We start from the raw sequence: 14,094 nt of genomic DNA on the forward strand, positions 1-14,094 counted from the left end.
CTATCCCAACAGGTAATGGATGCGACGGTCTCCCGCGTCGCCACGTAATCTCGAACCATGCGTGTACTGGTCGTCGACAATTACGACAGCTTCGTCTTCAACCTGGTGCAGTACCTGGGCCAGCTGGGAGCCGAGGCCGTCGTCTGGCGCAACGACGATCCGCAACTGGCCGACGTCGACGCCGCGATCGCCGACTACGACGGCATCCTGATCAGCCCCGGTCCCGGCACCCCCGACCGGGCGGGCGCGAGCATCGACCTCGTGCACGCCTGCGCCCGCAGCAGCACGCCGTTGCTCGGCGTCTGCCTCGGGCACCAGGCGATCGGCGAGGCTTTCGGCGCGACCGTCACCCGGGCGCCCGAACTGCTGCACGGCAAGACCAGCTCGGTGTTCCACATCGGCTCGGGCGTGCTGGCCGGTCTGCCCGATCCGTTCACCGCGACCAGGTACCACTCGCTCACCGTGCTCGAGGACACCCTGCCCGAGGACATCGAGGTGCTCGGCCGCACCGAATCCGGGATCGTGATGGCCATGCGGCACCGCACCCTGCCGATCCACGGCGTGCAGTTCCATCCCGAATCAGTCCTCACCCAGGGCGGACACCGGATGCTCGCGAACTGGCTCGAGGTCTGCGGCGAGCGGCCCGCCGAGGGTCTGGTGGAGATGCTCGAGGCGGAGGTCGCGGCACTGGTGTTGCAGTGACCAGGCCGTACGTGCTGCTCTCGGTGGCGGTCAGCCTGGACGGCTACATCGATGACGCCGGTCCCGAGCGGCTGCTGCTCTCGGACGCGGCGGATTTCGATCGGGTCGACCGGGTGCGCGCCGAGTCCGACGCGATCCTGGTCGGTGCCGAGACGTTGCGCCGCGACAATCCCCGGCTGCTGGTCGACAGTGCCGAGCGCCGGGCGGCGCGGGTGGCGGCGGGCAAGCCGGAGTTTCCGCTCAAGGTCACCGTCACCGCGCGCGGCGACCTGGACCGTGAGCTGAACTTCTGGCACCACGGCGGGGCGAAGGTCGTCTACACGACCGATTCCGGCGCGGCGCGGCTCGCCGATCGACTGGTCGGCATCGCCGATGTGGTCGCGCTCGGCGCGGAGCTCGACTTCGGGGCGCTGTTGGACGATCTCGGCCGCCGCGGCATCGGACGTCTGATGGTCGAGGGCGGCACCGGGATACACACGGCGTTCCTGTCCGCCGATCTGGCCGATGAACTGCACCTGGCCGTCGCGCCGATCGTCGTCGGCGATTCGGCCGCGCCGCGGTTCCTCGCGGACGCTCGATTCCCCGGCGGATCGACCCGCCGCCGGACGCTCGCCGAGGTCGAGCAGGTCGGCGACATGGCCGTGCTGCGCTACCTCCTCCGTCCCGGGAACGGAGCCGGGTAGTGAACGGCTGGCCCGACTGTGCCGTCGGCAGGACATCGTCGGTGCGGGAGTCGTGGGAACGGCGCCGCGTCGTGAGCAGTCGGTCCGGTGGCGCGGCGGCGTCCGGTCGGCAGCAGAACATCGTCGAGGCCGGAGCCGCGGCGTGAACGGCGGCGAGCGGTCCGAGGCCGACCACCGCTTCATGCGCAGGGCCATCGACCTCGCGCGCCAGTGCCCGCCGAGCGACACCGCGTTCTCGGTCGGCGCGGTCGTCGTGGTCGACGGTGCGGAGATCGCGACGGGATACTCGCGGGAGACCGACGAGAAGGTGCACGCCGAGGAATCCGCGCTGAACAAGCTGCCCGCCGACGATCCGCGGCTGGCGCGGGCGACGATCTACAGCACCCTCGAGCCGTGTTCGCAGCGCGCGACGGCGACCAGGCCGCCGTGCACCGATCGCATCCTGCGCGCCGGGATCGGCCGTGTCGTCATCGCCTGGCGGGAGCCGACGACCTTCGTGGTGAACTGTGTCGGGGTGGAGAAGCTACGGCAGCACGGCGTCGAGGTGGTCGAACTGCCGGATCTGGCCGACGAGGCCATGTCGATGAATCGGCACCTGGACCTGTCGTAATCGGGCCGTCGGCGCCGAACGGCCGACTCTTCGAGCGATGTGCGGAACGTTTTCCGTCCGCCGCCCGGAAGTCTGCGGCTCCGGACGACGGGCGTTACTCCGATTCGAGGCGGCTACCGGGTCACGGCCTGCCGTAGACCGCCGTCACGAATTCGCTGAGCTGGTTGTCGTCGAGGTGCCTGGCCAGATCGGCCTCGCTGATCATGCCGATCAGCCGCTTGTTCTCGATCACCGGCATGCGCTTGATGCGATGGCTCTCCATCTCCTCGAGCACTTCCTCGACATCGGCGTCGGCCGAGACCCACCGCGGGGTCGCCTCGCACAATTCGGCCGCGCGGGTGTTGGCCGGTGCGCGGCCCTGGGCCACGCATTTCACGACGATGTCGCGGTCGGTGATGATGCCGCACATCCGTTCGTTCTCGTCCGCGATGACGAGCGATCCGACGCCGAGTTCGGCCATCATGCGCGCCGCCTTGCCGACCGTCTCGTCCTTGGATATCCACTGAGCGCCGGGCTTCATGATGTCCCTGGCAGTGGTCATGGGGCTGCCTCCTGTTCCATGCTGTTGCTGGGTTCGGATGGAGCAGCCCCATTCTCGCGCCGATCACACCGACCGGTCGCCTCTTTCGGATAACGATCGATCGGGCGGCACCGGATCAGGGCGGACCAAGCACCCCGGTGGTGATGGTGATCGTGCTGGTCTTGGAAATCGACGAACCGGCCGACGGTTGCTGGCTGACGATCCGCCCGACGCTGCCGGCGTCGAAGGTGCCGACGGTGTTCTGGTCGATCTGGCTGGTGCTTCCGGTCCAGCCGGCCTGGCGCAGCTTCTCCACCGCCTGCGACGGCGTCAGACCGACCACGGACGGCATGGCGATCTGGTCGCCGCTGGACACCTGGACCGTCACCGTCGAGCCCTTGTCGGCGTTGGTGCCGCCCGCCGGGCTGGTCGCGATGACCTCACCCTTCGGCTTGGAGGACTGCACCTCCTCGATGACGATCTTGAATCCGGCGCTGTCCACCAGGTTCGGCTGGGCCACGCTGATGTCCTGCCCGACCAGACTCGGCACCCGAACCTTCTCCGGGCCCTTGCCGAGCCAGACCACGATCGCTTGGTCCACGTCGACTCGCGCGCCCGCCGCGGGCTCGGTGCCGATCACCTTGTCCAGATCCTGGGCGCTGGACTCCTTGCGCACCACGTTCGGATCCATCCGCAAGCCGAGGGAATTGAGTTCCTGCTCGGCCTGCTGCAAGGTCAGTCCGTCCAACCGCGGCACCGGCACTTGGTCGGGCCCGGTGGAGACCTGCAGGGTGACCGTGCTGCCCTCGTCGATGCGGGAACCGCCGAGCGGCTGGGTCGCGATGACGTTGCCGTCCGCCACCTTGCTGTCCTGCTTCTGCTGGATGGCCACCGTGAAGCCGAGCTTCTCCAGCGCGTCCTGTGCCTGCGCGAGCGACTTGTTCGACAGGTCGGGCACGGTCACCTGATCCGGCTTGCTTCCCGGACCGATCAGCACCCAGAACAGCGCGAACACCACGGCGAGCGCCGCGGCGGCGCCGAATCCGAGATAGGCGGTGCGGCGCGAGCCGCCCGGTTCGGCGGGCTCCTGCTCGGCGGTGTCGTCGTTGCGTTCGACGGTGCGGAAGCTGCGCGGCGCGGGCTCGTTGTTGCCGAAGACGGTGGTGCGATCCTCGTCGGTCATCACCATCGGCGCGCTCGGCTTCTGGCCGCCGAGAACCCGGATCAGGTCCGCGCGCATCTCGGCGGCGGTCTGGTACCGGTTGGCCGGGTTCTTGCTCATCGCCTTGAGCACCACGGAATCCAGCTCGCGTGGCACGCCCGAGTACACGTGCGAGGGAAGCCGCGGGTCCTCGCGCACGTGCTGATAGGCGACGGCGATCGGTGAGTCACCCGTGAAAGGCGGTTCGCCCGTGAGGATCTCGAAGAGCACGCAGCCCACCGAGTACACGTCCGAGCGCGCGTCCACGGTCTCGCCGCGGGCTTGCTCGGGCGAAAGGTATTGCGCGGTACCGATGACGGCCGCGGTCTGGGTCATCGGGTTGGAGCTGTCGGCCAGCGCGCGCGCGATGCCGAAGTCCATCACCTTCACCGCGCCCGCCCGGTTGATCATGATGTTCGCGGGCTTCATGTCGCGGTGCACGATCCCGGCCTTGTGGCTGAAATCCAGTGCGGCGCAGACGTCCGCGATGATCTCCATCGCCCGCCGTGGCGGCAGCGGACCCTTGCCGCGCACGATGTCGCGCAGCGTCTCGCCGTCCACGTACTCCATGACGATGTAGGGCAGCGGACCGCCGTCGACCTCGGCCTCGCCGGTGTCGTAGACCGCGACGATGGCCGGATGGTTCAGCGCGGCGGCGTTCTGCGCCTCACGCTTGAAGCGCAGGTAGAACGTGGGATCGCGGGCCAGATCGGCGCGCAACACCTTGATCGCCACATCCCGGCTCAACCGCAGATCGCGCGCCTTGTGGACCTCCGACATACCGCCGAAGCCGATGATCTCGCCCAGCTCGTAGCGGGAAGAGAGATTCTTCGGGGTCGTCATCGTTGTCCTTGTGAAGGAGTAGCGGGCGCGCTGCGAGTGTTACCGGGGCCCGAAGCACCGGGATTCTCCGGAAATGGTAAGTCGAAAGTCGGGAACAGGGTGCGCGTGGTGGTCGGACTCGTCGTCTTGGTCGTCTTCGTCGTGGTCGGCGCCGTGGTGCTCGGCGGCGCCGTCGTCGTGGGTTCCGGAGTCGTCGTCGGCGGCTCGGTGGTGGTCGGTGACGGCTCGTCGGACGTGACCGGCGGCGGGGGCGGCACGAACCTGGTGGTGGTCTGCGGCACCGTCGTGGTGATCTGCGCGGGCGGTGGGGCCACCGACGAGGGGACCGGGTCGCGCACCGGGTCCGGGTTGGTGTCGCCGCCGAACAGCAGCCAGATCGCCGCGCCGCCGAGCAGCACCGCGCCCGCGCCGAGGCCGGCCAGCGCCTTCTGCATCGTGGTCCAGGGCCTCTTGCCGGGCGGCTCGGCGTTCGATCCGCCCGTGTTCATCATGGTCGCGGGCGCGCTCGCCGCCGCGCCGCCGATGGCAGCGGCCGCGGGCGCGCTGTACCGCACGGTCGCACCGTCGGCCTGACCCGCGGGCAGGATGACGGTCGGGCCGGGCGGCAGTACCCGGGTGGCGCCCGCGGTGAGCGGACCCGCGGCGGAGCCGGCGCTCAGCGGTGGCGGCGGACGGTGACCCGCGCGCACCGCGGCCACCGCGTCGGCGAACTCGCCGCCGGTGGCGTAGCGCATGTTCGGGTCCTTGGCCATCGTGATCTCGATGAGCTCGCGGACGTTGGGCGGCAAATCCTCCGGCATCGGCGGCGGATTCTCGCGCACGTGCTTCATCGCCACGGTGATCGCGCCGTCGCCGGTGAACGGCCGCTGACCGGCCAGCGCCTCGTAACCGACCACGCCGAGCGAGTACACATCGCTCGCGGCGGTCGCGTCCTCGCCGACGGCCTGCTCCGGCGCGATGTACTGCGCGGTGCCCATCACCATGCCGGTCTTGGTCACGGGGCTGGCGTCGACCGCCTTGGCGATGCCGAAGTCGGTGATCTTCACCTGACCGGTCGGCGTCACCAGGATGTTGCCCGGCTTCACGTCCCGGTGCACCACGCCGGCGGCATGGGCGACATCGAGCGCGCGGCCGGTCTGCTCGAGCATGTCGAGGCCCTGGAGCACCGAGAGCCTGCCCATGCGGTTGAGCACGGTGTTGAGCGGCTCGCCCTGCACCAGCTCCATGACCAGGTAGGCGGTCTCGCCCGCGCTCGGGTCGTAGGTCTCGCCGTAGTCGTAGATGCCCGCGATGCCGGAGTGGTTCAGCTGCGCGGTGGTCTTGGCCTCCGTGCGGAACCGGTGCCGGAAGGTCGGGTCGGCGGAGAACTCCGCCTTGAGCACCTTCACCGCGACCCGGCGGTCCAGGCGGGTGTCCAGCGCCTCCCACACCTGACCCATGCCGCCGGTGGCGATCAGACGTTGCAGGCGGTAGCGATCGGCGATCAGCGCACCGTTGTTCAGCATCGGGGCCCCCGAACTTCAACTCGTTCGTTCATATCGTTCAGCCCCCCTGCAGACCGGCGTCCAGCACGGCCCTGGCAATGGGTGCGGCCACCGAACCGCCGGTGGCTGCCAGCGCCCGATCTCCGCCGTTCTCCACGATCACCGCGATGGCGATCTTGGGGTTCTGCGCGGGCGCGAAGGCGATGTACCAGGCATGCGGCGGCGTGTTGCGCGGGTTGCTGCCGTGCTCGGCGGTTCCGGTCTTGGACGCGATCGTGTATCGGGACTGGCGTGATCCGACGGTGTTCTCCTCGGAGGCGACCATCAAGGAGGTCAGCTGAGACGCTACCTGGGCGCTCACCGCCTGTCCGACCGAGACCGGCTTCGTCTTGGACAACACGCTCAGATCCGGCCCCTGCGTTTGATCTACCAGGTACGGCTCCATCCGAACGCCGCCGTTGGCGATGGTCGCGGCGATCACCGCGTTGTCCAGGGGGGTGAGCGCCACGTCGCGCTGGCCGATGCTGCTCTGGCCGAGCGCGGCGTTGTCGGAGATGGTGCCGACCGTGCTCTCCGCCACCGGGATCGGGATGCCGCGGTGCGGGCCGATGCCGAACGCGGCGGCCTCGTCCTTCAGGTTCGCGGCGCCCACCTTGATGCCGAGTTCGACGAACGCGGTATTGCAGGACAGCCGGAACGCCTCGGTCAACGAGGCCGTCGGGCCGGACCCGCAGTTCGAGCCGTTGTAGTTCTCCAGGGTGGTGCTCGTTCCTGGCAGGGTGATGTTGGGCGCGGCGGTGAACTGGTCGTCCGGCGTCGCGACGCCGTTGGCGAGTGCGGCCGCGGTGACCACCACCTTGAACGTCGAGCCGGGCGGATAGGTCTGCGAGACGGCCCGGTTCAGCATCGGCTGGTCCGGATCCCGGTTCAGCGACTCCCACGCCCGCGTCGTCGCGGCGCCGTCGTGCCCGGCCAGCAGGTTCGGGTCGTAGCTCGGGGTGGACACCATGGTCAGGATCTTGCCGGTGCTCGGCTCGATGGCCACCACCGAACCGGTGTGGCCCTTCGCGGTGAGCTGCTCGTAGGCGACCTGCTGCATCACCGGGTTCAGAGTGGTCAGCACATTGCCGCCGCGCGGATCGCGGCCGGAGACCAGGTCGATGAGGCGGCGGCCGAACAGCTGGCTGTCCGATCCGTTGAGCACCTGGTCCTCGGAGCGCTCGAGTCCGGCGCTGCCGTACTGGATCGAGTAGAAGCCGGTCGCCGGCGCGTAGGCCTGCGGGTCGGTCGGGTAGGTGCGCAGGTATTTGTAGCGGTCGTCGGTCTCGATCGAGCTGGCCAGCACGGTGCCGCCCGCCGAGATCTGGCCGCGCTGGCGCGAGTACTCATCGAGCAGCACCCGCGAGTTGCGCGGATCGCTTCGATAGTCGTCGGCCTTGATGACCTGTACATAGGTGGCGTTGGCCAGCAGCGCGACGACCATCACCATCACCGCGACCGCGACCCGCCGGAGGGGAGTGTTCATTCCTGCGGCCTCGATTCCGAGCGGCGCAGCAGCTCGGTCGGTGCGTCCGCGATCGGCGCCGGGTCCTTCTTGCGCGCCGGCGCCGGTGCGCGGGCCGCGTCGGAGACCTTGATCAGCAGCGCGAGCAGCGCGTAGTTGGCCAAGAGCGAGGAACCGCCGTACGACATGAACGGGGTGGTCAGACCGGTCAGCGGGATCAGCTTGGTGACGCCGCCGACCACCACGAACAGTTGGACGGCGATGGTGAACGAGAGCCCGGCCGCCAGCAGCTTGCCGAAGCTGTCGCGCACGGCGAGCGCGGTGCGCAGACCGCGCACCACGAAGACGAGGAAGAGGATCAGCACCGCGGTGAGCCCGATCAGGCCGAGCTCCTCGCCGATGGTGGTGACGATGAAGTCGGTGTTGGCGAACGGCACCTGGTTCGGCCGTCCGCTGCCGAGGCCGGTGCCCGCGAGCCCGCCCGTGGCCAGGCCGAACAGCGACTGCGAGATCTGGTAACCGGTGTTGTGGTAGTCGGCGAACGGGTCGAGCCAGGTGTTGGTGCGCACCCGCACGTGGCTGAACGCCTGGTAGGCGAACACGAACCCGATGACGAGCAGGCTGCCGCCGATGATCAGCCAGCCCACCCGCTCGGTCGCGATGTAGAGCATCACCAGCACCGTGCTGAAGATCAGCAGCGAGGTGCCGAGGTCCTTCTCGAAGACGAGCACCGCGATGCACACCACCCAGACCACCAGGATCGGGCCGAGGTCGCGGGCGCGCGGGAACTCCATGCCGAGCATGTGCCGTCCGGCGGTGGTGAACAGATCGCGCTTGGCGACGAGTACCGAGGCGAAGAAAATGATCAGCAGGATCTTGGCGAACTCGCCGGGCTGCACGCTGAAGCCGGGCAGCCGGATCCAGATCTTCGAACCGTTGGTCTCCGAGTACGCGCTGGGCAGCAGCGCCGGAATCATCAGCGCGACCAACCCGACCAGGCCGAGCGTGTAGCTGTAGCGGGCCAGCGTGCGGTAATCGCGCAGCACGATCAGCAGCGTGACGAACACCACCATGCCGAGCGCCGTCCACAGGATCTGCTGGTTGGCGTCGGGGGAGGGGATCGGGTCGGAATTGAATTTCGCGTTCTGCGCCGCGCCGAGATCGAGGCGGTGGATCAGCACCAGTCCGAGACCGTTGAGCAGCGCGACGATCGGCAGCAGCAGCGGATCCGCGAACGGCGCGAACCGGCGCACGGCCAGGTGCGCGATGCCGAACAGGGCGAGGAAGGCGAGGCCGTACTTGGCGATGTCCCAGGTGACCGACTGTTCCTGGCTGGCCTCTACGAGGAACAGCGAGACGGTCGTGATCAGCGCGGCGAACCCGAGCAGAAGCAGTTCGGCGTTGCGTCTGGTGGACGGAGGCGGTGCTGGAGCGAACCCGCCCGGGGGACTCGGGAAGGCCCCCGCGGACGGTGGTGCCGGTGCGGACATCAGTCCGTCACCCGGCAGTTCTCCCCCGAGATCTGGGGGTTCGGCGCCGGGGTCGTCGTCGGCGCCTGCTCCACCTTCGTGGGCGTGTTGACGTCGGTGCCCCTGGTGTCACCCGGGTCGGTGGTCGGTGCGGGGTTCGGCGGCGCGACCGGACCCGGCGCGGGTTCGCCGGGCGGCACGACACCGGGCTGCGGAACGCCGGGCTGCGGCGGCGGGGTCGTTTCCCGCGCCGGGCACGGCGGCAGCAGCTCCTGCTGGGCGAGCAGCCGCATCTGCTCCTCGGCCTTGCCGAGGGAACCGGGCGGCAGGCCCGCGTTGACCTTGTCCCGACCGGTCTGCTCGAGATCGCTGACCCGCAGCTGGCGGCAGCCCGAGGGCAGATCCGATCCGGACTTGACGATGGTCAGGTCCCCGTCGCGGTCGACGCAGCCGACCGTGTCCACGTCGTGGATCGAATACCCGAGCACCGAACCCGGCAGCCCGCGCATGATCACGACCTGGCCGTTGTCCGCGCCCACGTAGTAGTTGTTGCGGATCATCTTGTAGCCGACGAGCAGACCGACGGCGACGGCGACCACCAGTGCGACCGCGAGCAGGATCCAGCGCAGCCGGTGCGACTTGCCCGGCGGCGGCGGTTCCAGCGCGGCGGCCCGGCGCGGCGGTGCGGCGCGCGGCGGACGCATGGCCGCGGCGCGACCCGCGGCGGTGTTCGGCGGCGGGGTGTCCTCGTCCTGTCCGGAGGCCGCTCCCGCCACGATCGGGTGGCTCTGGCCGTAGTCCAGATCGATGACGTCGGCCACGACAACGGTCACGTTGTCGGGACCGCCGCTGCGTAGGGCGAGTTCGATCAGGCGGTCGGCGCACTCGTCGGTGCTGCCCTCGCGCATGGTGTTGGCGATGGTCTCGTCGCTCACCACGTCCGAGAGACCGTCCGAGCACAGCAGGTAGCGGTCGCCCGCGCGGGCCTCGCGCATGATCAGCGTCGGCTCGATCTCGTTGCCGGTGAGGGCGCGCATGATCAGCGAACGTTGCGGGTGGGTGTGCGCCTGTTCGGGCGTGATCCGGCCCTCGTCCACCAGCGACTGGACGAAGGTGTCGTCGCGGGTGATCTGCGCCAGCTCGCCGCCGCGCAACAGGTAGGCGCGCGAATCGCCGATGTGCACCAGCCCGAGCTTCTTGCCCGCGAACAGGATCGCGGTGAGCGTGGTGCCCATGCCGTCGAGCTCGGGCTCCTCCTCGACCTGATCGGCGATGGCGGCGTTGCCCGACCGCGTCGCCGAGTCGAGCTTGCCGAGCAGATCGTCGCCGGGCTCGTCGTCGTCGAGATGCGCCAGCGCGGCGATCATCAACTGCGACGCGACCTCACCCGCCGCGTGCCCGCCCATGCCGTCGGCCAGCGCGAGCAGGCGGGCGCCCGCGTAGACGGAATCTTCGTTGTTGCCTCGGACCAGACCGCGGTCGCTGCGCGCTGCGTAGCGGAGAACGAGTGTCACGATCGGAGCTCGATCACTGTTTTGCCGACACGGACGGGTGTGCCGAGCGGAACCCGCACGGCGGTGGTGACTTTCGCACGGTCCAGGTAGGTGCCGTTGGTCGAGCCGAGGTCTTCGACGTACCAGTCGTCACCACGCGGGGACAGACGCGCGTGTCGGGTGGAGGCGTAATCATCGGTGAGCACCAGCGTCGAATCGTCCGCACGCCCGATCAGCACCGGTTGGGTGCCGAGTGAGATGCGGGTGCCGGCGAGTGAACCTTGAGTCACCACAAGATATTTGGCGCCCTTCTGGCCTCGGCTGAAGGAAGGCAGCACCGCGGAACCGCGTGCGGCCCTGGGCTGGATCCGTATGCCGGATGCCGCGTAGATGTCGCTGCGCAAGGTCCGAAGTACCGCCCACACGAACAGCCACAACAGCAGCAGGAACCCCGCACGGGTCAACTGCAGGATCAGTCCCTGCACGGCGTTCCACCTCCTGTTCGGCGATAGGTATGTCGGTGCCGTAGGTGCGGTTCGACCCACCCCCACGGCCTGCCGGGCTTGCCGGCCCCGATTTCGGGGCCGTGCGCGTTGGCAGCATCATAGGGCTGTCAGTCGATTCCGATCACGATACGACCGACTAAACCGTGAGAGCCATGTCGTGACCTGCACCGCGAGCTTACGGGATCAGACGATACGGATGAGGATCTCGGAATGCCCGGCGCGGATCACATCACCGTCCGCGAGCTGCCAATCCTGCACCGGGGAGCCGTTGACCAGCGTGCCGTTCGTCGACCCGAGGTCGGACAGCATAGCGGTCTGGCCGTCCCAGCGGACCTCGATGTGGCGGCGCGAGACACCGGTGTCGGGCAGCCGGAAGTGCGCGTCCTGACCGCGGCCGATGATGTTGCTGCCCTCGCGCAGCTGGTACGTGCGGCCGCTGCCGTCGTCGAGCTGGAGCGTGGCCGAATAGCCGGAACCGGCGGCGGCGCCGCCGCTGTACGACGGCGCGGCGTAGCCCGCCTGCTGGCCGCTGTAGCCGGACTGTTGCGAGTAGGCCTGGCCGTAGCCCGCCTGCTCCTCCGAACCGTAGCTCTGGTCGGTGTAACCCGGTTCGCCGTAGGCGGGCTCCGCGTAGCCCTGCTGGCCGTAACCCTGCTGGCCGGCGTAGCCCTGCTGGCCGTACCCCTGGTCGGCGTAGCCCTGGTCACCGTAGCCCTGCTGCTGGCCGTAGCCCTGCTGACCGTAACCCTGTTCGCCGTAGCCGCCGCCCTGCTGGCCGTAGCCGGGCTCCTGATAGCCCTGCGAGCCGTAGCCCTGGTCGCCGAAACCTTGCTGGCCGTAGCCGCCGCGCTCGCCGTAGCCCTGCTGCTGGCCGCCGTAACCCTGATCGGCGTACCCGCCCTGCTGGCCGCCGTAACCCTGGCCGCCCTGCTGGTAGTCGTAGCCGTTCTGGTAATCGCCGTACGCCTGCTGCGAATCCGGCGCCTGGTACTCGGAGGCGCCGTAGGGCGCGGCGCCGCGCCCGTACTCGTCGCGGTACGCACCGTTCTGGGGACCACCGGCCCGCCCGCTTGGCGGAGGTGCGTACCCGCGATTGCGTGGATCGGACTCCGCGGGCTCACGGCTCGGGTCGTAGCCAGAGTTCTGCGTCATGGGGCCAGCTCCTGGTTGCGGGGTTGCAGGTCGTTGTGGCGTGGGTTCCGGGCTGTGAGCGGGTGCAGCTCGACGGCCGACGTCCGGATCGACGCGGCCGCTCGCCCTGAACTGTCCGGTGTGCAGCGTAGGTGATGCCTCGAACGCTACGTGTACTTCGCCATAGGTCTGCCACCCTTGATCGCGGATGTAGTCCTGGAGATGCTTGGCGAACGCGCGGGTCGTGAGGTCGTGATCGGCGTCCAGTTGCTGGTGGTCGGAAGAGTTGATGGTGATCACATAGCTGTTCGGAGCCAGCAGGTGACCACCGCCCACGTCTTGGACGTGATCGGCGGCCTCTTGCTGCAGCGCCGCCTCCACCTCCTGGGGCACGACGCTGCCCCCGAAGACCCGGGCGAACACATCACCGACGGCGCCCTGCAGGCGACGCTCGAACCGCGAAACGATGCCCATCTCGGCCTCCCTTCGGTGAGCGTCTTCCTATGTCATTCCCAGCTTCATAACAACGACACACGCGCATGGCGTGTCGTCCGACGAACACGTTCATTGCATGATATCCACGATCCTCCACACCTGTAACTCTTGGAAATCCCAGGAGGTTCCCCTGATGCCCATTACGCATCACAAGCCCCACTGAGCAGCCGATTTCGTTTCTCGACCGGCCCCGTGATAGTGTTCCGGAGTCGCTCGGGCGAGTGGCGGAATGGCAGACGCGCTGGCTTCAGGTGCCAGTGTCCTTCGGGACGTGGGGGTTCAAGTCCCCCTTCGCCCACTGCACTCGATAAGAGGCTCATGCTCACTGAGAGCATGAGCCTTTTCTCGTTTCGTGCGTTTTGTGGGGGCGCGGCCCCCACGCCCCGGCCTGGGGGCTCTGCCCCCTAGCCCCCCGCTTCATAGGTGCCGAGTGGGCGCTACTTGGTAGGTACCTAGTGGGGCTTTGGTTCGCGAGGCGCGCTAGTTGGTTGGTGCCCAGTCGGTGTGGATGCCTTATCTATATGTGTGCGTTGCGCGCTGGGTCAGGTGAGGGTGGTTCTGGAACCGGTTGCAGCGGGGGCTACCGGAAATATGGTGGTCGAATGGGTTGATTCCCTGTAGGAACCTGTTCTAATTTTGGGCATGCGTAGATACGAGGGTCGTCGGGTTGTCGTCACCGGAGCTGGGTCGGGGATCGGGCAGGGGATTGCTCTGCGGCTGCTCGACGAGGGGGCGCAGCTGGTGGGGGTGGACATCGATCGGGCGGGGTTGGATGTCACCGCGGAGAAGGCGGGGGAGGTGGGGGAGCGGTTCGAGGCCGTCGAGGTGAACATCGCCGATGTGGAGTCGGTGCGCGCGGGGACGGCGGCGGCGCTCGAATTTCTCGGAGGGCTGGACGTGCTGGTGAACGCGGCGGGGATCCTGCGGCCCGCGCGGACGCACGAGATGCCGTTGGACGCGTGGAATCAGGTCATCACGGTCAATCTGACCGGGACCTTCCTCATGACGCAGGCCGCGCTGCCCGCGTTGGTGGAGTCGGGGCACGGGGTGGTGGTCAATCTGTCGTCGACCGCGGCTTACAGCGCGGCTCCCTATCTCGCGGCGTACGCCGCCTCGAAGGGTGGGGTCAGCGCGTTCACGCATTCGATCGCGCTCGAATACGCCAAGCAGGGGTTGCGCGCGGTGAACATCGTGCCCGCGGGCATCACCAGTGGGATCACCACCAAGTCGATCCTGGACCAGCCGGAGGGCGTGGACTACAGCCTGTTCGCGCGGCTGACTGGGTGGCTCAACGGCGGGGCGCTCGGCACGCCGGAGGACATCGCGGGCGTGGTCGCGATGGTCGCCTCCGACGACGGCCGCTACATGACCGGCACCGAGATCCGCATCGACGGCGGCGCATTGATGTGAGTGGGTTCCCGTCGCGTACAAGCAATCTGATTTCGTAACTCCC

At 68.6% G+C, this 14,094-nt stretch carries 12 protein-coding genes and 1 tRNA gene; 5 read left to right on the plus strand and 8 right to left on the minus strand.

Translation table 11 applies throughout. The annotated features are described in order from the left end of the window. Window positions 1-57 precede the first annotated feature (57 nt). The 3 genes from AB0H49_RS00665 to AB0H49_RS00675 all read left to right on the plus strand — a co-directional run bounded on the left by AB0H49_RS00665 (window position 58) and on the right by AB0H49_RS00675 (window position 1,995). Window positions 58-702 carry an aminodeoxychorismate/anthranilate synthase component II gene (locus AB0H49_RS00665; protein WP_354998269.1) on the plus strand — a complete coding sequence of 215 codons (645 nt, stop codon included), beginning with the start codon at window positions 58-60 and terminating at the stop codon, window positions 700-702. Then, window positions 699-1,385: a RibD family protein gene (locus AB0H49_RS00670; protein ID WP_357245667.1), complete on the plus strand. Its 687-nt coding sequence runs from the start codon at window positions 699-701 to the stop codon at window positions 1,383-1,385. The genes AB0H49_RS00665 and AB0H49_RS00670 overlap by 4 nt, the downstream gene beginning before the upstream one ends. 142 nt (window positions 1,386-1,527) lie before the next feature. Then, a complete protein-coding gene (locus AB0H49_RS00675) occupies window positions 1,528-1,995 on the plus strand; it encodes a deaminase (RefSeq protein ID WP_354998267.1) in 468 nt (155 codons plus the stop codon). Window positions 1,996-2,116: 121 nt separating this feature from the next. Here the strand turns inward: AB0H49_RS00675 and AB0H49_RS00680 are convergent, their stop codons facing one another. From AB0H49_RS00680 to AB0H49_RS00715, 8 genes are all read right to left on the minus strand, one after another. Next, window positions 2,117-2,536: a CBS domain-containing protein gene (locus AB0H49_RS00680; protein WP_354998266.1), complete on the minus strand. Its 420-nt coding sequence runs from the start codon at window positions 2,534-2,536 to the stop codon at window positions 2,117-2,119. 115 nt (window positions 2,537-2,651) lie between these two features. Beyond that, window positions 2,652-4,559 carry a Stk1 family PASTA domain-containing Ser/Thr kinase gene (pknB, locus tag AB0H49_RS00685; RefSeq protein ID WP_354998265.1) on the minus strand — a complete coding sequence of 636 codons (1,908 nt, stop codon included), beginning with the start codon at window positions 4,557-4,559 and terminating at the stop codon, window positions 2,652-2,654. Continuing rightward, the gene (locus tag AB0H49_RS00690) at window positions 4,556-6,064 is read right to left on the minus strand and encodes a protein kinase (protein ID WP_354998264.1); all 1,509 of its coding nucleotides are present in this window, start codon (window positions 6,062-6,064) and stop codon (window positions 4,556-4,558) included. The genes pknB and AB0H49_RS00690 overlap by 4 nt, the downstream gene beginning before the upstream one ends. 37 nt (window positions 6,065-6,101) lie before the next feature. After that, window positions 6,102-7,568: a penicillin-binding protein 2 gene (locus AB0H49_RS00695; protein WP_357245672.1), complete on the minus strand. Its 1,467-nt coding sequence runs from the start codon at window positions 7,566-7,568 to the stop codon at window positions 6,102-6,104. Then, window positions 7,565-9,037, minus strand: a complete 1,473-nt coding sequence (locus AB0H49_RS00700; protein WP_354998262.1) for an FtsW/RodA/SpoVE family cell cycle protein — start codon at window positions 9,035-9,037, stop codon at window positions 7,565-7,567. The genes AB0H49_RS00695 and AB0H49_RS00700 overlap by 4 nt, the downstream gene beginning before the upstream one ends. Beyond that, the gene (locus AB0H49_RS00705; RefSeq protein ID WP_357245675.1) at window positions 9,037-10,530 is read right to left on the minus strand and encodes a PP2C family serine/threonine-protein phosphatase; all 1,494 of its coding nucleotides are present in this window, start codon (window positions 10,528-10,530) and stop codon (window positions 9,037-9,039) included. Before AB0H49_RS00705 ends, AB0H49_RS00700 begins: the two co-directional genes overlap by 1 nt. Continuing rightward, on the minus strand, window positions 10,527-10,994 hold the full coding sequence (locus tag AB0H49_RS00710; RefSeq protein WP_067786390.1) for an FHA domain-containing protein: 468 nt from the start codon (window positions 10,992-10,994) through the stop codon (window positions 10,527-10,529). The genes AB0H49_RS00705 and AB0H49_RS00710 overlap by 4 nt, the downstream gene beginning before the upstream one ends. A 204-nt stretch (window positions 10,995-11,198) precedes the next feature. Beyond that, complete coding sequence (locus AB0H49_RS00715; protein WP_354998260.1) at window positions 11,199-12,620, minus strand: FhaA domain-containing protein; 1,422 nt, start codon at window positions 12,618-12,620, stop codon at window positions 11,199-11,201. A 236-nt stretch (window positions 12,621-12,856) separates the two neighbouring features. Between AB0H49_RS00715 and AB0H49_RS00720 the strand changes: the two genes are divergently transcribed. Both AB0H49_RS00720 and AB0H49_RS00725 read left to right on the plus strand, forming a co-directional pair. Then, window positions 12,857-12,939 (plus strand) — tRNA-Leu (locus AB0H49_RS00720). A gap of 344 nt (window positions 12,940-13,283) precedes the next feature. Beyond that, window positions 13,284-14,051, plus strand: coding sequence for an SDR family NAD(P)-dependent oxidoreductase (locus AB0H49_RS00725; RefSeq protein WP_354998259.1), 768 nt, complete (start codon window positions 13,284-13,286; stop codon window positions 14,049-14,051). Window positions 14,052-14,094: the final 43 nt, after the last annotated feature.

It is taken from the genome of Nocardia sp. NPDC050713 (genome assembly GCF_040654315.1).
Taxonomy (GTDB): Bacteria; Actinomycetota; Actinomycetes; order Mycobacteriales; family Mycobacteriaceae; genus Nocardia.

Coding starts and splice junctions, on each gene's coding strand:
- AB0H49_RS00665 (WP_354998269.1), top strand. CDS start 58: ATGCGTGTACTGGTCGTCGACAATTACGACAGCTTCGTCTTCAACCTG.
- AB0H49_RS00725 (WP_354998259.1), top strand. CDS start 13,284: ATGCGTAGATACGAGGGTCGTCGGGTTGTCGTCACCGGAGCTGGGTCG.
- AB0H49_RS00690 (WP_354998264.1), bottom strand. CDS start 6,064: ATGCTGAACAACGGTGCGCTGATCGCCGATCGCTACCGCCTGCAACGT.
- AB0H49_RS00715 (WP_354998260.1), bottom strand. CDS start 12,620: ATGGGCATCGTTTCGCGGTTCGAGCGTCGCCTGCAGGGCGCCGTCGGT.
- AB0H49_RS00680 (WP_354998266.1), bottom strand. CDS start 2,536: ATGACCACTGCCAGGGACATCATGAAGCCCGGCGCTCAGTGGATATCC.
- AB0H49_RS00700 (WP_354998262.1), bottom strand. CDS start 9,037: ATGTCCGCACCGGCACCACCGTCCGCGGGGGCCTTCCCGAGTCCCCCG.
- pknB (WP_354998265.1), bottom strand. CDS start 4,559: ATGACGACCCCGAAGAATCTCTCTTCCCGCTACGAGCTGGGCGAGATC.
- AB0H49_RS00695 (WP_357245672.1), bottom strand. CDS start 7,568: ATGAACACTCCCCTCCGGCGGGTCGCGGTCGCGGTGATGGTGATGGTC.